The 17,211-nt window shown below is 66.0% G+C and carries 12 protein-coding genes; 7 read left to right on the top strand and 5 right to left on the bottom strand.

Going from position 1 to position 17,211, the window contains the following annotated elements:
* Window positions 1-258: 258 nt before the first annotated feature.
* The 4 genes from DVU99_RS19340 to DVU99_RS19325 all read left to right on the top strand — a co-directional run bounded on the left by DVU99_RS19340 (window position 259) and on the right by DVU99_RS19325 (window position 7,072).
* Entirely contained in the window at window positions 259-3,306 is a 3,048-nt protein-coding gene (locus DVU99_RS19340) for a TonB-dependent receptor (RefSeq protein WP_114241873.1), read from the top strand.
* A 273-nt stretch (window positions 3,307-3,579) separates the two neighbouring features.
* Complete coding sequence (locus DVU99_RS19335; RefSeq protein WP_114241872.1) at window positions 3,580-4,245, top strand: response regulator; 666 nt, start codon at window positions 3,580-3,582, stop codon at window positions 4,243-4,245.
* A complete protein-coding gene (locus DVU99_RS19330; protein WP_114241871.1) occupies window positions 4,238-5,620 on the top strand; it encodes a sensor histidine kinase in 1,383 nt (460 codons plus the stop codon). Before DVU99_RS19335 ends, DVU99_RS19330 begins: the two co-directional genes overlap by 8 nt.
* Before the next feature lie 84 nt (window positions 5,621-5,704).
* The gene (locus tag DVU99_RS19325; RefSeq protein WP_114241870.1) at window positions 5,705-7,072 is read left to right on the top strand and encodes a glutamate--cysteine ligase; all 1,368 of its coding nucleotides are present in this window, start codon (window positions 5,705-5,707) and stop codon (window positions 7,070-7,072) included.
* 40 nt (window positions 7,073-7,112) lie between these two features.
* On the opposite strand, the gene DVU99_RS19320 is transcribed toward DVU99_RS19325, so the two are convergent.
* Together DVU99_RS19320 and DVU99_RS19855 are read right to left on the bottom strand one after the other, a co-directional pair.
* A complete protein-coding gene (locus DVU99_RS19320) occupies window positions 7,113-7,451 on the bottom strand; it encodes a cupin domain-containing protein (protein WP_114241869.1) in 339 nt (112 codons plus the stop codon).
* 72 nt (window positions 7,452-7,523) lie between these two features.
* A complete protein-coding gene (locus DVU99_RS19855) occupies window positions 7,524-8,009 on the bottom strand; it encodes a hypothetical protein (RefSeq protein ID WP_157971494.1) in 486 nt (161 codons plus the stop codon).
* A gap of 457 nt (window positions 8,010-8,466) precedes the next feature.
* Between DVU99_RS19855 and DVU99_RS19310 the strand changes: the two genes are divergently transcribed.
* Entirely contained in the window at window positions 8,467-11,916 is a 3,450-nt protein-coding gene (locus DVU99_RS19310) for an autotransporter outer membrane beta-barrel domain-containing protein (RefSeq protein ID WP_114241867.1), read from the top strand.
* Between the two features lie 61 nt (window positions 11,917-11,977).
* Here the strand turns inward: DVU99_RS19310 and dcp are convergent, their stop codons facing one another.
* The 3 genes from dcp to bioD form a co-directional block, all read right to left on the bottom strand.
* The gene (gene dcp, locus DVU99_RS19305) at window positions 11,978-14,185 is read right to left on the bottom strand and encodes a peptidyl-dipeptidase Dcp (RefSeq protein ID WP_114241866.1); all 2,208 of its coding nucleotides are present in this window, start codon (window positions 14,183-14,185) and stop codon (window positions 11,978-11,980) included.
* Between the two features lie 93 nt (window positions 14,186-14,278).
* Window positions 14,279-14,629 (bottom strand): hypothetical protein, encoded by a 351-nt coding sequence (locus DVU99_RS19300; protein WP_114241865.1) that lies wholly within the window; start codon window positions 14,627-14,629, stop codon window positions 14,279-14,281.
* Window positions 14,630-14,678: 49 nt separating this feature from the next.
* Window positions 14,679-15,350, bottom strand: a complete 672-nt coding sequence (bioD, locus tag DVU99_RS19295) for a dethiobiotin synthase (protein WP_114241864.1) — start codon at window positions 15,348-15,350, stop codon at window positions 14,679-14,681.
* Window positions 15,351-15,454: 104 nt separating this feature from the next.
* Here bioD and DVU99_RS19290 point away from each other — a divergent pair, with 104 nt between their 5' ends.
* Together DVU99_RS19290 and DVU99_RS19285 are read left to right on the top strand one after the other, a co-directional pair.
* Complete coding sequence (locus DVU99_RS19290) at window positions 15,455-15,949, top strand: GAF domain-containing protein (protein WP_114241863.1); 495 nt, start codon at window positions 15,455-15,457, stop codon at window positions 15,947-15,949.
* Window positions 15,950-16,060: 111 nt separating this feature from the next.
* Window positions 16,061-17,092, top strand: a complete 1,032-nt coding sequence (locus tag DVU99_RS19285) for an NAD(P)-dependent alcohol dehydrogenase (RefSeq protein WP_114241862.1) — start codon at window positions 16,061-16,063, stop codon at window positions 17,090-17,092.
* The last annotated feature ends 119 nt before the right edge of the window (window positions 17,093-17,211 follow it).

The raw sequence follows: 17,211 nt of genomic DNA, 5'->3' as shown, positions 1-17,211 counted from the left end.
GAGATGTGCATAAGAGACTGGTCTCGGTCACCCGGGGCGTCCCTCCTGGCCAAGCGCACTCACCGGCTGAGGCGAGGGAATTCATCCGGCGCCTCGGCGCAACACCGTATCCGTTAGGCGACCGCCACCCGGCGGCGACCTCCCGGGAAGTCTGGACCAGTCACCCGATCCGCCACGTGCGGGTCACGGGCGCGCTTTGCCGCATGCCCGGGCCGGCCAGCCATTTGTGCTGCAACAACATCGTTTTGAGGGGAGTCCATGTCTAACCATCGAATCAACCACGTGCACGGGCCGGCGTTCCGCCGTTCCGCCCTCGCCGTGGCCATCGCCGCCGGCGTCTTCCTCGCCGCGCCGGCCTTTGCGCAGAGCTCGACCGGCACGATCTTCGGCACCGCACCCGTGGTCGCCGGCGAAACCGTGCTCATCCAGAGCGACGGCGGCCTGAGCCGCGAAGTGCCGGTTGACGCCAATGGCCGTTACTCCGCGCCCAGCCTTCCGCTAGGCACCTACAAGGTGAGCCTCAAGAAGGACGGTGCCATCGTCGATACCCGTTCGGACATCACCCTGGTGGTGGGTGCGGGTACGCAGGTTTCGTTCGCGTCCGCCGCGGCCAGTGACGCCAAGAGCCTGGGCGCCATCAGCGTGGTGGCCAACTCCCTGCCCGCGATCGACGTGAGCCAGGTGGATTCGCGTACCGTGATCACGGCCGACCAGATGGCCAAGCTGCCGCTGCAGCGCTCGGCCGAAGCGATCGCCACGCTGGCGCCCGGCGTGAACCAGGGCAGTGGCTACTTCACTGGCACTACCGGCCAGCCGCTCAACTCGTTCGGCGGCTCGTCGGTCGCCGAGAACGCGTATTACATCAACGGCTTCAACACCAGCGATCCGCTGCATAACTTCGGCGGCCTGACCCTTCCCTACGGAGCAGTGGACCAGGAGCAAGTGCTGACCGGCGGTTACGGCGCGGCCTACGGCCGATCCGACGGCGGCGTCATCAATCAGGTGGGCAAGCGCGGCACCAACGAATGGCACTTCGGCGGCCAGGTGCTTTATCATCCCAGCTGGGCGCAGAGCAACCCCGACAACTACTACCTGACCAACGGCACGCTCGATCGCTACCGCCAGGACAACAACAACCAGTCCACCTACACCTATGACGCCTACTTCGGCGGCCCGCTGATCAAGGACAAGCTCTACATCTTCGGCGCGGTCGAGGGCGAACAGCAGCAGAACGGCGTCAATGTCGGTTCGCAGGCCGTTGGCCAGGCGCGTACCTACTCGTACTCCGATCCGAAGTGGTACGGCAAGATCGACTGGAACATCACCGACAACAACATCCTCGAGCTGACCGGCGCGTCGAACAAGACCGAGTACAGCGGCAACGTCTACGCGTACAACTACGGTTCGGGCAACAGCAAGGGCTCGTGGGGCTCCTATCTTGGCCCGGACACCGCGACCAAGGACGGCGCCGACATGTGGACGGCCAAGTACACCGGCTACATCACCGACAGCCTTACCGTCGATGCGCAGTACGGCAAGATGAACCAGATCAGCTACAGCAATCCAGGCGGCAGCGACGACTCGCGCGTCCTCGATGCGCAGTACCAGAACCCCACGCTCAACGGTGGCGTTCCGATCACCGGCCCGCAGACCGCCGGGTCGATTTCCAATCCGGATGCGCACGACAAGACCACCAACTACCGTCTGGACATCAACTACAAGATCGGCAACCACTCGATCACGGCGGGCATCGACAACCTCAACGTGTCCTCGTACGACATCGGCAACGTCGAACCGGGTCCCGGCTACTCGTGGGAATACGGCTACGGTGACCCGACCCTGCCGATCAGCACCCTGCCCGGCGCCAGCGTGGGCGCACCGGGTGGCAGCGGCTACTACGTGGACAAGTACATCTACACCACAGGTGCCGATGTCGTTCACGTGAAGCAGCGCGCGCAGTTCATCGAGGACCAGTGGCAAGTGACCGACCGACTGCTGTTGTCGCTGGGCCTGCGCAACGACCAGTTCACCAACTACAACCCGGACAGCGAGCCCTACATCCGCCTCGGCAAGCCGAACTGGGCGCCGCGCCTGGGCGCCAGCTGGGACGTGTTTGGCGACTCCAGCCTGAAGGTGTACGGCAATGCCGGTCGCTACTACCTCGACGAGCCGACCAACGTGGCGATCCGCGGTGCCTCGGGCAGCACCTATACGCGCCAGTACTTCACCTACACCGGTATCGACCCGGTCACCGGCGCGCCCACCGGCCTGACCCAGATCCCGCAGTCGGTCTACCCGGGCGTGTCGGCCGACAACGAGTATGGCCAGGCACCGGATCCGAAGACCGTCACCAGCAGCAACGTGAAGGCGGAATACCAGGACGAGTACATCGCCGGCGTGGACAAGGCCTTCGAAATGTTCGGCGAAAAGTGGACGGCGGGCGCCAAGGGCACCTACCGCGTGCTCCGCAACGACCTCGACGACGTCTGCGATTACCCGACGTTCGGCGCCGTTGGCGTGTCGCAGGGCTTCGACCAGGCCGCGGCGGAGGGCTCGGGCTGCTACATCATGAACCCCGGTCGCACCGCGGACATCAATGTGCCGCTGGCCTCCGGTGGGTACGGCACCATGGTCGTTCCGTGGTCCGCGCTGGACATGCCATCGCTGCTGCGCAAGTACGTGGCGCTGGACACCTACCTGGAGCATCCGTTCGACGGCACCTGGTACGCCAAGGTCACCTACACCTGGTCGCACAGCTTCGGCAACACCGAAGGTTCGGTGCGTTCGGACATTGGCCAGCAAGACGTCTCCCAGACCGAAGACTGGGACAACAAGGGTGTGATGACCTACGCCAATGGCGACCAGGCCAACGATCGCCGCCACCAGATCAAGGCGTTCGGCTACTACCAGATCAACCCCGAGTGGCTGGTGGGTGCCAACGCGCAGATCCTGTCGGGCACCCCGGTCGTCTGCCTGGGCTACTTCGGCGCAAGCCAGACCGACCCCTATGGCTACGGCGCGTCTTACCACTTCTGCGGCGCCAACGGCACCCCGGCACCTCCGGGTTCGACCGGCCGCACGCCGTGGACCGAGATCATCAGCCTCAACGCTTCGTACCGTCCGGGCTGGGCGCAGCACAAGCTGGCCTTCACCGTGCAGGTGTACAACCTGCTCGACCAGCAGCGTGCCACCCAGTTGTACGGCGTCTCGGAGTCGGGTCCGGGCCAGGCCTCGGTGCTCTACAAGATGCCGCTGTACTCCACCACGCCGCGCTACGTGCAGTTCGGCGTCAGCTACGACTTCTGACCGTTTCCCCGCGGGGCTGACGGATCGCCCTCTAAGCTTGCTCCCCTCCTCGCGGAGGGGAGTTCTTCAGGGTCGCCACGACCGGACACCAGGGCCCATCACCCGGCTCGATCCGGCAAACACCTGCAACCGACCCAGGCGGCGATGGACCCGCCGCCTCTTTTTCGCCGGTGGTCAAGTGACCTTTTGGTAATAGAGAACCCTCCACCCGCTTGTTAGGTGGCTTACATATACGCCTGTTAGCATGGCGGCACCGTACTACCCTCGTGCCCTATGCGTATCCTGCTGGTCGAAGACGATTCCCTGGTTTCAGATGCCATCTCGCGCGGCCTGGTTGGGGCCGGCTATGTGGTTGATGCCGTCCCCGATGCCGAGTCCGTGGCGAGCCGCCTGGCCGACACGCATTACGACCTGGCCATCGTGGACCTGGGCCTGCCTGGCGAGGACGGCCTGACCCTGGTGCGCAAGCTCCGTCGTGCCGGCAGCTCGCTGCCCCTCCTGATCGTGACCGCCCGCGATGGGCTGGATGACCGTATCAACGCACTGGACCTCGGTGCGGATGACTACCTCGTCAAACCTTTTGCATTGCCCGAACTGGCAGCCCGCTGCCGAGCCCTGATCCGTCGCGCCACCGCCGCGGCCGCCAACGAGATCGTGATCGGTGGGCTGCGCATCGACCTGGCCGGCCGCCGGGCGATCAATGCCGCTGGCGAGGTGCTGGAACTGACCCGCCGCGAGTGGTCCATCCTGGAGTGCCTGGCCCACCATAGCGGCCGCGTGGTAAGCAAGGAGCGACTGACCCAGGCGATCACCGGCTGGAGCGAGGACATCTCCGGCAACGCCATCGAGGTGCACGTGTCGCGCCTGCGCAGCAAACTGGGCGGTTCGGCCACCGTGCGCGGCATCCGCGGACTGGGCTATCGACTCGAAGATGGCTGAGCGCAAGCGGCCGACCAGCAGCGTCCACGGCCGACTGCTCAGCTACCTGCTGGCCCCGCTGTTCCTGCTGTTGGTCGCCGGGGTGGCCGTCGACCATCACGTCATCGTCAGTCCGATCCACAGCGCATTCGACCATTCGCTGTCGCGCGCGGCGCTGGCGATCGTGGCGCGGATCCATCCCGACCCCGACGGCGAGCCGGTGGTCAGCCTGCCGCAACATCCCCCGCCGCCGCTCCGGGCGATGGCCGACGAGCATTTTTTCTACCGTGTAAGCCGGCCCGACGGCAGCACCGTGGCGGGCGTGCCCGAGCTGCCGCTGGCGCCCGATGAGAAATCCGCCGACGGCTTCAGCTTCACCAACATCAAGTTCCGCGGCGAAATCTTCCGTGTGGCCAGCTATCGCACGATCGAAGACGACGCGCCGCTGGTGGTGACCGTCGCGGAAACCCCGTTGCGCCGTGACCGCGCGGTGCACCGGCTGGACGTCGCCTTCCTCATCAACGACACCATACAGATGGCGGCAGTGCTGTTGATCGCGCTGATCGGCATCCGCATCGCGCTGCGCCCGCTGCAGCGCCTGAGCCGCCAGATCTCCGGCCGGCCGCCCATGTCGCTCTCCAAGTTGTCGACCGAACAGGTACCCACCGAGGTGCTGCCCGTGGTCGAATCGATGAATACGCTGTTGGGGCGCGTGCGTGATTCGGTGTTGTCGCAACAGCACTTCCTGGCCAATGCGGCGCACCAGCTGCGCACGCCGCTGACCGGGCTGAAGGCGCAACTGGAGGTGCTCGGTCGCGAAACGGCAGGCACCCCGCTGCAGGATCGCATCAACCTGCTGCAGGGCGGCGTGGACCGTCTTGCCCATACCGCCAACCAACTGTTGACGCTGGCCCGGGCGGAGCCGTCGGTACATCGCGCCAGCCACTTCAGCACCATCGAACTGCCGCACCTGGTCGGCGAGATCATCGAAAGCATGCTCGACCGCGCACTGGCCCACGGCATCGATCTTGGTGCCGACAGCCAGCCAGCCGAGGTTTCCGGCGTGTACTGGCTGCTCCACGAGCTGCTCAACAACCTGGTGGACAACGCCATCCGGCATACGCCACCCGGCGGCAACATCACCCTGCGCTGCGGCGTCGAGGACGGCCATCCGTTCCTGGAGGTCGACGACAGCGGCAGCGGCATCCCGCTGGAGGAACGCGAGCGCGTGCGCGAGCGCTTCTATCGCGGCGCGAACAGCCCGGCCAATGGCTGCGGCCTGGGCCTGGCGATCGTCGATGAAGTCGCACGCCTGCACCGCGCCCGCCTGGACATCCTCGACGGCAGTACCGGCCGGGGCACCCGCATGCGCATCGATTTTCCGGGACAGGACTGAAAAAAGCAGCAGATGAGTGGCGGGGCACTTTGAAATTCGCCCCGCCACCCCCAAAGTGGGGGCAGTTTTTGACAGGAGTCCCCCGTGTCCATCCCCAGTGCCGTCAAAAGCACGCCGATCGGTAGCCGCCAGCAGCTCTCCGATTACCTGGCTGCAGGCGAAAAACCGCGCGATGCCTGGCGCATCGGCACCGAGCACGAGAAGTTCGGTTTCCTGACCGACACCCTGCGTCCGCCCACCTTCGAAGGCGAGCGCGGCATCCGCGTGCTGCTGGAGACCCTGGCGTCCCGCTATGGCTGGGAAATCAGCCGCGAAGGCGACAACCCGGTGGCGCTGTCGCGCGACAAGGCCTCGATCACGCTCGAACCGGCCGGCCAGCTGGAGCTCTCCGGCGCGCCGCTGGAGTCGATCCACCAGACCTGCTGCGAGGTCAACACGCACCTGAGCGAAGTGCGTTCGATTGCCGAAGGCCTCGGCATGGGCTTCCTCGGCATGGGCTTCCAGCCCAAGTGGCGCCGCGATGAAATGCCCTGGATGCCCAAGGGGCGTTACAAGATCATGCGCGAGTACATGCCCAAGGTCGGCAACCTGGGCCTGGACATGATGACGCGCACCTGCACCGTGCAGGTCAACCTGGACTTCGGCAGCGAAGCCGACATGGTGCGCAAGTTCCGCACCAGCCTCGCCCTGCAACCGATCGCCACGGCGCTGTTCGCCGACTCGCCATTCACGGATGGCCGTCCAAACGGCTACCAGTCGTATCGCTCGCACGTGTGGGAGGACACCGACCCCCACCGCACCGGCATGCTCGACTTCGTGTTCGAGGACGGCTTCGGCTACGAACGCTATGTCGACTACATGCTCGACGTGCCCATGTACTTCAGCTACCAGGACGGTCACTACGTGGACCTGGCCGGCCAGGACTTCAAGCGATTCATGGCCGGCGAGCTGCCCACCCTACCCGGTGTTCGGGCCACCATGAAGGATTGGGCGGACCACCTCACCACCGCCTTCCCCGAGGTGCGCCTGAAGCAGTACCTGGAGATGCGCGGCGCCGATGGCGGCCCATGGAACCGCCTGTGCGCATTGCCCGCACTCTGGGTGGGCCTGCTGTATGACGACGATGCACTCGCCGCCGCATGGGACCTGGTGAAGGACTTCACTCGCGAGGAGCGCCACGCCCTGCGCGACGGGGTGCCGCGCGAGGCGCTGAAGCTGCCGTTCCGTACGCATAGCGTGCGCGACCTGGCGAACGAAACGCTGAAGATCGCGGCGCACGGCCTCAAGCGTCGTGCCCGCCTCAACCGCAATGGCGCGGACGAAAGCATCTACCTCGAGCCGCTGATCGAGATCGTTGAAGCGAACCAGACGCCGGCCGAGCGCAAGCTCGAGCTGTTCCATGGCCCTTGGCAGGGCAGCGTGGACCCGGTGTTCCGCGAGTTTGCCTACTGAGCCGACACCAGGCGGCCCGGCTCATGCCGGGCCGCCCTGATCAGTGCTCGCCGCCCCGCTGGCCCCAGAAGACCACCCAGGTGGCGAAGTCGTCCGAGAAGTTCTCGAAGCGATGCTCCGCGCCGGCCTCCACGAAAATCACGTCCTGGGGCTTGAACGGCCGTCGCAGGCCGTTCTTCACGAACTCGCCCTGGCCACTCACCACGATGTAGAGCTCGTCCTGGGCATGCGGCGTCTGCCGGTCGTCCGCCCGGGGAGCGTACAGGCCGACCTTCATGGTTCCATGCCGCAGCATGTAATGCGAACGGAATTGGGCCTCGTCACCGGGCAATCGTTCGACGGCCTCTTGCAGTCCGAACATCCAGTCGTGCTTGGACATCGATCACGTCTCCTCGCTGGCAGGTATCTCTCGTGAAGGGTGGCCCGGCCATCGGCCAGGCACGGCATCGCGCTATCTCGGGACAGTGGCCATCAGGCAGTTTTCCGCGCGCGACAGCACGCAGATGGCCTTCTCCGCTGTGTAACCCACGGCATGCGTCAGATGCATCACGTTGTCGTGCCCAAGCTGCCCTTCTGAAATCAGCGCACCCAGCGCCCGTAGCGTCTTCATGGTGATCGAACCCTGTTCGACCAGATAGGCCAGCTCGGGAATGAGCTTATGGCCGAAATCCGTGAGCACGCCTTCCAACTGCACCGCGGCATCGCCGGATGAGCGCGACACGGTAGCCGCCATGACCGGAGGCAAGGGCCCCAACAGCACGGCATCATGGATCAGTCCCCTGCACGCCCTGGCCGTATCCAGCGAGCGAGAGACGGCGACGGTCGGTTCCTTGCACATAAAGCCTCCGATCCCCTGCCGAGCCATTGTGCATGGCATCACTGCGGACTGTCGATCGTAAAAGCTCTGTTTTTCAGCGTCCGGGACAAAATGACCCATTCGTGTATCCCCGTCACGATGAGTCGCCCAGCGCCTTTTCCAGCAACGCCAGGTGAAGGCCAGGCCAAGCGTCTGCGTGCTGATGTGGCACCGTGCCACACCCCAGGCTGCTGGCGCGCATGCAATCCCCACGCTACTCCAATGGAGGTACGTGCCGCGCGCGTGCAGGGGCCATGTCCGCTTGAACGCGATGCTTCCGGCGAGACATGGCTTCATTGCTCAACGGCTTCCTCACGCGCCGAATGCACGATCGTCTGCCCGCGGCGTCGACACTGCGTGAAATAAGTAGTTTTACTGGAGGCGTACTCCGTGAAAACACGGAGGCGAAATACCGGGCCACATGGTTTCATGGGGTCGCTAGCCCACCCCACGCCCATCTTTCCAGTCATCTCCAGCGAGCATCGCCCGCACGCGGCGCGCTTTCGATGGGTCTTGCCGTGTTTTTCAGGGAGGTCACGTGGCCTACGACAATGACCGTCGCCTGCCTCGCCATCGCTCCATGGCGATGGCGATTACTCTGGCCCTCGTTGCAACGGGAACGACTCACGCACAGACCTACCCGGATGCTGTCATCGTTTCCGGCAGCAACCTGACTTACGAGCAGTATTACAACGGCAACGTCGTGCCCACCGGCACCATCCAGGGCAGCGTGACGATCCATCCCGTGCCCCCTTATCCATCGCAGCTTGGCGGTGCCGGCGTTTCTGTATTCAACGGCGCATCGGTAACGATCAATCCCAACCTCGGCACGCCGGGCGCGGTGAACATCACGTCGGACTACTTGTCGGGCGCACCCAACGATGCGCTGTACATCGCCAACGGCACGGTCAACATCGTCGCCAGTCCGGGCGGCGTGCTCCTCACCGGCAACGGCCAGTCGGTGCATGGCGTCTACATGCCCGAGAGCAGCAGCGGCCAGTCACTGCTGACCGGTTCCAACGTCACCATCGTCGCCAACGGAGACGGGGCCGACGGCATCCGGCCCTACGGCACCACTTCCACGGTGAACCTCAGCAACGTCGCCATCACGACCAACGGTGCCGACAGCTGGGGCGTGCGTTCCTGGGGGGGCAGCAACGTCACCTTAACCAATGCCACCATCCAGGCCAATGGAACAGGCGGCGGCGTGGAGGTGTACAACGGCTCATCCGCCACCATCAACGGCAACTCGCTGATCACGACCGCGGTGGCCAGCAACATCGGCCTGTACGCGACATCGGGTGGCTTTCTCAACACCAATACCGATGCTTCCACCAGCGGTACCGTCAGCGTGCAGACCACCGGCGCAGGTAGCCCTGCGGTGCGGATTTCGACTGCCACCGGCAATCTGAATCGCCTGAGCCTGGGCACCACGCAGAACAGCACCTATGGACTGCTGGTCAACGGCACGTCGACGGTAACGGGTTCGTCGGTGGCGGTTGAAACCCAAGGCACGTCGGCCTACGGCATGTGGATCTCCGGCAGTTCCAGCGTGACCCTCAACGGAGGATCGATCACCACCCAAGGCCAGACGGCCTACGGCCTGCTCTCGGGCTCCGGTGCGAGCACGGTCAACCTCACCGACTTCTCCATTGCCACGCATGGCAGCCAGGCCTACGGCATCTATGCCTGGACCGGCAGCACCACCAACTATGCCGGTGGCAGCATCGCCACCGACCAGGCCAGCACCTATGGCGTGTACGCCAACGCCGGCACGGTGAACCTGCTGCAGGATGCGTCGGGGGCCGGCGCAACCATCACGACGTCCGGCACCAATGCCTATGCCGTGCGCATCCAGAACGGCGGCATCTTCAACGCGACGGGTGCGACGCTGCACGCCACGGGCGCCGGCGGTGCCGGCATTGTCTTCGACGCCCCGCAGACACTGACCACCAGCACCACCGTCGCGGCGACCCCAGGCCTGCCGACACTGCCGTCGACCACGCCGCTGCTGGACTCCAACACCCCCCCGCCGCCACCAGCGATCATCACGCCGGATCCGGTGCCCCCGCCTGCCCCCGACGTGGAGGCCGCGGTGCCCTCGAGCGCGGGCGTCGGCTCGGCGGCCGACCCGCCGGCCAGCGGCGGATACAACATGACGCTGCAGAACACCAGCGTGACGTCGGATACCAGTGCCGCACTGTGGGTCTATGGCGGCATCGCCAACATCGACCTGAGCGACTCCACCCTGACCGGCGCCGCAGGCGCGATCTACACGAGCAGCCGCGCGCTCAGCGGAGGCGGTCAGCTGGGTGCGACCGTCGAGGTCGATGCGAGTCACTCCGTGCTGAACGGCCGCGTGTACACCGATGCGCTCAGCACCACGACCTTGAACCTCGGCAACGACAGCACATGGAACGTGACGGCCAGTTCCAACCTCACGAACCTGTCGAACACCGACAGCCTGATCAGTTTTCCCGTCACGGCGGCCTTGCAGGCCGCACCCACCGACAGCGCTTCCTACCGCAGCGTGACCGTGGCCGGCAATTACGTCGGCAGCAATGGCGGCATCGCGCTCAACACCTATCTTGGCGGGGACGGCGCGCCATCGGACCAGCTCATCATCAGCGGCGGCACCGCCACCGGCGACACCTTGCTGAACATCCACAACAGCGGCGGCCCGGGCGCACAGACCCTGGCCAACGGCATCCTGGTGGTCAGCGCCATCAACGGCGCCACCACGGCATCCAATGCCTTCAGCCTCGGCACCGAAGTGCGTGCGGGTGCCTACACCTATGACCTGTTCCGCGGCGCCGCCGATGGCAGCAGCGCGGACAGCTGGTACCTGCGCTCCGATTTCGTCGTGCCTCCGGCGCCGCCGGAACCCGAACCACCGGCGCCTCCCGAGCCTGCGCCGCCGGAACCGCCCGCGCCACCGGCCCCCTTGCCACCCGATCCCCCGCCGGAACCGCTGCCGCCCGGGGTCTATCCCATCATCGGTCCGGAGCTGGCGACCTATGGCGTGGTGCAGCCCACCGCGCGGCAGATGGGCCTGACCACGCTGGGCACCATGCATGAACGCATCGGTGACACGCTGACCAGCGCCAACACCCAAGGTGATCCTGACGGCTGGGCCAGTTCCGCGTGGGCGCGCGTGTTCGGCCAGGACATCAACAATCACTACCAGGCCTATGCCGATCCGCGCACCGATGGTCGCCTGCTCGGTGCGCAGGCGGGCTTTGATGTCTGGCAAGGCAGCCTCGCCACCGATCATCGCGACGCCGCCGGCGTCTACCTCGCCTACGCCAACACGCAAGTGGACGTGCAAGGCCTGGTCACCAATCCGCAGGCGACGGCGTACGAATTGACCCACACCGGCCAGGTCAATCTCGATGCGGTTTCCGGCGGCGGCTACTGGACCCATTACGGCCCCACCGGCTGGTATCTGGACGGCGTGGTGCAGGGCACGCGCTACAGCGGCACGGCCCGCACGCAGTACGCCTCGCTGCTGACCCGCGGCGACGGCCTGATCACGTCGCTGGAAGGCGGCTATCCGTTCGCCCTGGCGTGGGGGCCGAACTTCATCCTCGAGCCGCAATTGCAGGTGATCTGGCAGCACGTGTGGTTCCGCCCGACCGAGGATGTCTACAGCGATGTCTCGCTGGGCTCCTCCAATGGCACCACGGCCCGCCTGGGTGTACGCGCGCAATGGACCATCGCCACCGACGGCGGCCAGATCTGGCAACCCTATGCGCGGGTCAACGTGTGGCGCGACATGGGTGGAAGCTCCACGGCGACCTATGCCGGGGTCGACCAGGTGCCGCTGCTCATGCAGGCCACGCGCATGGACGTGGCGGGCGGCGTCACTGCCAAGCTGGTGGCGGGCCTGAGCTTGTACGCGCAGCTGGGATACCAGTTCGGCGTCAGCTCGGGCAATGCCAAGCGCGACGGTGTGGCGGGCGACGCGGGATTGCGCTATCGCTGGTAAACGCTTCAAGAAAAAAAGGGGCCGGCATAGCCGGCCCCTTTGTCGATTGCGTTAAACGCGATCACTTCTTCTGCGGCGCTTCCTTCAGACCACGGTTGAGCAGCATCGGCTCGATGCTCGGATCCTTGCCGCGCCAGTCCTTGTAGAGCTTGCCCAGTTCCACGGTGTTGCCCTGCGAGAGGATCATGGCGCGGAAGCGGTCGCCGTTCTCGCGGGTCAGGCCACCCTTGTCCACAAAGCCCTGGAAGGCGTCGTCGGCGAGCATTTCGGTCCACAGGTAGGCGTAGTAGCCGGCGGCGTAGCCGTTGCCCCAGATGTGCTGGAAGTAGCTGGAACGGTAGCGCGGCGGCACGTAGCTGAGGTTGATCTTGGCCTTGGCCAGCGCGTCGGCTTCGAACTTGTCCGCATCCTGCTTCGGTGCATCGGCGCTCAGCGTGTGCCAGCTCATGTCCAGCAGGGCGGCCGAGACCAGCTCGGTCATGTCGTAGCCCTTGTTGAAGGTCTTGGACTTCTTGATCTTCTCGACCAGCTCGGCCGGCATCGGCTCGCCGGTCTTGTAGTTCTTCGCGTAGTTGGCGAAGACCTTCGGATCGGTCGCCCAGTGCTCGTTGAACTGCGACGGGAATTCCACGAAGTCGCGCGCCGTGTTGGCACCGGACAGGCTCGGGTACTGCGTGTCGGCGAAGATGCCGTGCAGGCCGTGGCCGAACTCGTGGAACATGGTGATGACGTCGTCGAACGACAGCAGGGCCGGCTGGCCCGGCGCGGGCTTGGTGAAGTTGGCGACGTTGAAGATCACCGGCTTGGTGCCCAGCAGCTTGGACTGGTCGACCAGGTTGCTCATCCAGGCGCCGCCGTTCTTGTTGTCGCGCTTGAAGTAGTCACAGTAGAACAGCGCCAGCGAGCTGCCGTCCTTGTCGAACACTTCGAACACGCGCACGTCCGGCTGCCACACCGGGATGTCCTTGCGCTCCTTGAAGGTCAGGCCGTAGAGCTGGTTGGCGGCATAGAACACGCCGTTCTGCAGCACGTTGTCCAGCTCGAAGTACGGCTTGATCTGCGACTCGTCGAGGTCGTACTTGGCCTTGCGCACCTGCTCGGCATAGTGGTTCCAGTCCCATGCCTCGACCTTGAAGCCGCCCTTCTGCTGGTCGATCACGTCCTGGATGTCCTTGGCCTCGCGCTCGGCACGCGCGGTGGCGGCCGGGGCCAGCTTGTCCATGAAGCCCAGCGCCGCTTCCGGCGTCTTGGCCATCTGGTCCTCGAGCTTCCATGCCGCGTAGTTCGGGAAGCCCAGCAGCTTGGCCTGCTCGGCGCGGATCTGCGCGATGCGCTCGATCATGTCGCGGGTGTCGTTGGCGTCGCCCTTCTCGGCGCGATCCCACGAGGCCTTGAACAGCTGTTCGCGGACAGCGCGGTCATTGAGGCTCTGCAGCGCCGGCTGCTGCGTGGTGTTCTGCAGCGGGATCACCCACTTGCCGTCGAGCTGGCGGCCCTTGGCGGCTTCGGCGGCGGCAGCGATGTCGCCATCGGACAGGCCGTCGAGCTTGCTCTTGTCGTCCACCACCAGCGCACCGGCCTTGGTCGCGGCGAGCAGCTTGTTGGTGAACTGGGTGCTCAGGGTGGACTCTTCCTTGTTGAGGTCCTTGAGCTTGGCCTTGTCGGCGTCGGACAGCTTGGCGCCGCCGTGCACGAAGTTCTGGTAGGTCACTTCCACCAGGCGCTTGGACTCGGGATCGAGCTTCAGCGAGTCACGCTGGTCGTAGATGGTCTGGATGCGCTTGAACAGCTTGTCGTTCATCACGATCGCATCCTGGTGCTCGGCGAGCTTGGGTGCCTCGTCCTCCTGCACCTTCTGCAGCGTGTCGTCGGTATTGGCACCGCTGACCGCGTCGAACGCGTGCATCACGCGCGACAGCATGGCGCCGGACTTCTCCATCGCCACGAAGGTGTTCTCGAAGGTCGGCGGCTCCGGGTTGTCGGCGATCTTGTTGATCTCCTCCAGGTGCTGCTTCATGCCTTCCTCGAAGGCCGGCTGGTAGTCGCCATCCTTGATCTTGTCGAACGGCGGCGCCTGGAACGGCAGCGTGCTGGGTTCAAGGAACGGGTTCACGGCGCTGACCTCGGCGGAGGGAGCGGCTGCGCTGGCGGCCTTGGCCGGTGCAGTGCTGGCCGGCGCGGGCTGCTGCGCGGCTTGCTCGTTCGACTGCTGCGAGCAGGCGGCGAGCGCGAGGGAAGTGGCAATCACAAGCGTACGGAGACGAAGCATCGGGGTTCCCCAAGGTGGGCGGTACAAAACCCCGAGCCTAACCACACCCCGGCATGGGTGCCAAGGGCTGGAAGTCCTGGACGGACCAGGGAATCAGGCCTTGCGCATGTCCCGGAGCTGCCAGCTGGGCCCGATCAGCAAGTTCAGGCGATGACGCACGATGCTCATCGGCAGGTCGGTGATCAGGTCCATGTCGATGCGCAGGTCGTCCACCCGCGCGCTGGCGCTGGCCGCCGGATCGACCACCGCCAGCGCCGGATCGACGTCGTCGGGCTCGTCCTGCATGGCGCGCCAGCGCTCGAAAAGTGCGGGTGTGCGCATGGCATCCTGCACTGCAACAGCAAGATCATCCGGTCCGGCGCCGTCGAAGCTCAACGCAGGCACAGGCCCACGGGCCTTGGCCAGGTCGGCGATCGAGAGGTAGTAATGGCTGCGTATCGGCATGGCGAACCTCCGGCGTCCCTTCCGCATGCAAGCACGCTTGGCGTGAAATTCAGTCCAACAGCGCGGCGATATCCAGCTCGGCCGCCGCTTTTGCCGGCGGCACGCCATGCGGCAGCACGCCAAGGCAGGGGGCGGGGAGCAACCGGCGCAGGGTGGCCAGGTTTTCCTCCACCGCGGCCATCTCCGGATCGATGCGGTTGCCGATCCAGCCCACCAGGCGGCAACCGTCGATGGCGATGGCGCGCGCGGTCAGCAGCGCGTGGTTGAGGCAGCCCAACCGCAGGCCGACCACCAGGATCACCGGCAACTGCCACTGGCGCGCGATATCGGAGGCGAGCAGTCCACGGGACAACGGCACCAGCCAGCCGCCCACGCCTTCCACCATGACCACGTCGTGGATGTCGCGCAGGCGGTCGAACGCCTCGCGCAACGGCGACAGCGCGATTTCCACGCCATCGTGCGCAGCAGCCAGATGCGGTGACAGCGGCTCGCGCAGCGCCACCGGGTTCACCCATTCATAGGGTACCGGTGCGCTGCCGGCCGCCAGCAGGGCCAGTGCGTCGTCATTGCGCAGGCCCTCGGGCGTCTCCACGCAGCCGCTAGCCACCGGCTTCATGCCGCAGGCATTGAGACCTGCGCCGCGCATCGCGTGCAGCAGGGTGCAGGTGGCGTGGGTCTTGCCCACACCGGTGTCGGTACCCGCGACGAAGAACGTCGACATGTGCCCATCCCCCTGGAGGCGCCCAAACGAAGGCGGGCGGCGCCACTGCGTCCGACCCGGCCGTGCGGGCGCATAATACGTGCTTTATCGTCGAGTCTCATGCCATGTACGAAGTCAAGACGCAGGCCTACGCCAGCAAGCACGAGCTATACCAGGACCTGTGCGACCAGGCCCGCGGCCTGCTCGAGGGCGAACCGGACATGATCGCCAACGCCGCGAACTTCTCCGCGCTGGTCTACCACAGCGTGCCCGATCTCAACTGGTGCGGCTTCTACCTGTTCGACGGCAACGAGCTGGTGGTCGGCCCGTTCCAGGGCAAGCCGGCATGCATCCGCATCGCACTGGGCCGCGGTGTGTGTGGCACCGCCGCGCAGACGCGCCAGACCCAGGTGGTGCGCGACGTGCACGCCTTCGATGGCCACATCGCCTGCGACGCCGCGTCGCAGTCGGAGATCGTGGTGCCGCTGCAGCATGCCGATGGAAGCCTGTTCGGCGTGTGGGACGTGGACAGCCCGCTGGTTGCGCGTTTCGACGACGAAGACCGCGCCGGCATGGAATCGCTGTGCGCGGTGTTCATGAATTCCGTCAAGCCACGCTGAGCCGGCTTTCACGCCATGCATGACTGGCGCGATGCCAGTCTTGCAGGCCACGGGAGGGGGAATCACCTGCACGCGCACCATGACGGTGCGTGGCCTTCGCAAGGAGTCCCCATGAAAGCTGTGCGTTTCAACGGTGTCGGCAAGCCAGTCTCGATCGACGAAGTAAGCAAGCCCAGGCCTGGCCCCGGCCAAGTGCTGATCAGGATCGGCGGCGCCGGCGTCTGCCACTCCGACCTGCACGTGATGGAAGAAGAGCTCGGCTTCACGGCCGGCTTCACGCTTGGCCACGAGAACGCCGGCTGGATCGCGGAGCTGGGCGAAGGGGTCAACGGCTTCAAGGAAGGCGATGCGGTGGCGGTGTACGGGCCCTGGGGCTGCGGCCACTGCCACGCCTGCCAGGTCTCCATGGAAAACTACTGCGAGAACGCCGAGAGCCTCGGCGGTGCCGGCGGTGGACTGGGTTTCGATGGCGGCATGGCCGAATACATGCTGGTGCCCGCGGTGCGCCTGCTGGTGCCGCTGGGTTCGCTGGAGCCGCGGCACGCGGCGCCACTGAGCGACGCCGCGCTCACCCCGTACCACGCGATCAAGCGAGCACTGCCGCTGCTCACCGCCGATACCACGGTGGTCGTGCTGGGCATCGGCGGACTGGGCCACATGGCGGTGCAGCTGCTGCGCGTGCTCTCCACCGCGCGCATCATTGCCGGCGACGTCGATGAGGCAAAGCTGGCGCAGGCCAGGAAGCTCGGCGCCGACCACACCGTGAGCACGCGCGACCTCGATGCCGCCACGGCGGCCATCCGCGACATCGTCGGGCCGCGCGGCGCGGTGCTGGTACTCGACTGCGTCGGCATCCAGCCCACCTACGACCTCGGCGCGCGCGTGCTCGGGCGCGACAGCCGCTGGACCATCGTGGGCCTCGGCGGCGGCCACCACGATTTCCACTTCACCAGCACGCCCTACGGCTGCGAGATGTGCACGCCCTACTGGGGCGGGCGCGCCGAGCTGATGGAAGTGATCGCCATGGCCCGCGACGGGCGCATCCACGCCGAAACCACCGAGTTCCCGCTCGAACAGGCTGCCGACGTCTACGCCAGGCTCAAGGCCGGCAAGATCAACGGCCGCGCCGTGCTGATTCCCTGACTACGACCCGCGCGCGGGGGTGGGCCCCCCCCCCCCCCCCCAAACGCGGGCGGTTGTACCACCGGCAGGGCCCGGGGCCCCCCCCCGCCCCCCCCGGGAGGGCCCCCCGAGGGAATGCC

It is taken from the genome of Dyella sp. C9 (assembly GCF_003332825.1).
Classification (GTDB): Bacteria; Pseudomonadota; Gammaproteobacteria; order Xanthomonadales; family Rhodanobacteraceae; genus Dyella.
Note: the sequence above shows the minus strand (reverse complement) of the source record. Positions and strands in the feature narration are given on the sequence as shown.

Excerpts from the sequence above, each read along its gene's own strand:
- DVU99_RS19855 (WP_157971494.1), bottom strand. The coding sequence starts at position 8,009 with ATGGGTCATTTTGTCCCGGACGCTGAAAAACAGAGCTTTTACGATCGA.
- dcp (WP_114241866.1), bottom strand. The coding sequence starts at position 14,185 with ATGCTTCGTCTCCGTACGCTTGTGATTGCCACTTCCCTCGCGCTCGCC.
- DVU99_RS19290 (WP_114241863.1), top strand. The coding sequence starts at position 15,455 with ATGTACGAAGTCAAGACGCAGGCCTACGCCAGCAAGCACGAGCTATAC.
- DVU99_RS19340 (WP_114241873.1), top strand. The coding sequence starts at position 259 with ATGTCTAACCATCGAATCAACCACGTGCACGGGCCGGCGTTCCGCCGT.
- DVU99_RS19300 (WP_114241865.1), bottom strand. The coding sequence starts at position 14,629 with ATGCCGATACGCAGCCATTACTACCTCTCGATCGCCGACCTGGCCAAG.
- DVU99_RS19330 (WP_114241871.1), top strand. The coding sequence starts at position 4,238 with ATGGCTGAGCGCAAGCGGCCGACCAGCAGCGTCCACGGCCGACTGCTC.
- DVU99_RS19335 (WP_114241872.1), top strand. The coding sequence starts at position 3,580 with ATGCGTATCCTGCTGGTCGAAGACGATTCCCTGGTTTCAGATGCCATC.
- bioD (WP_114241864.1), bottom strand. The coding sequence starts at position 15,350 with ATGTCGACGTTCTTCGTCGCGGGTACCGACACCGGTGTGGGCAAGACC.
- DVU99_RS19320 (WP_114241869.1), bottom strand. The coding sequence starts at position 7,451 with ATGTCCAAGCACGACTGGATGTTCGGACTGCAAGAGGCCGTCGAACGA.
- DVU99_RS19285 (WP_114241862.1), top strand. The coding sequence starts at position 16,061 with ATGAAAGCTGTGCGTTTCAACGGTGTCGGCAAGCCAGTCTCGATCGAC.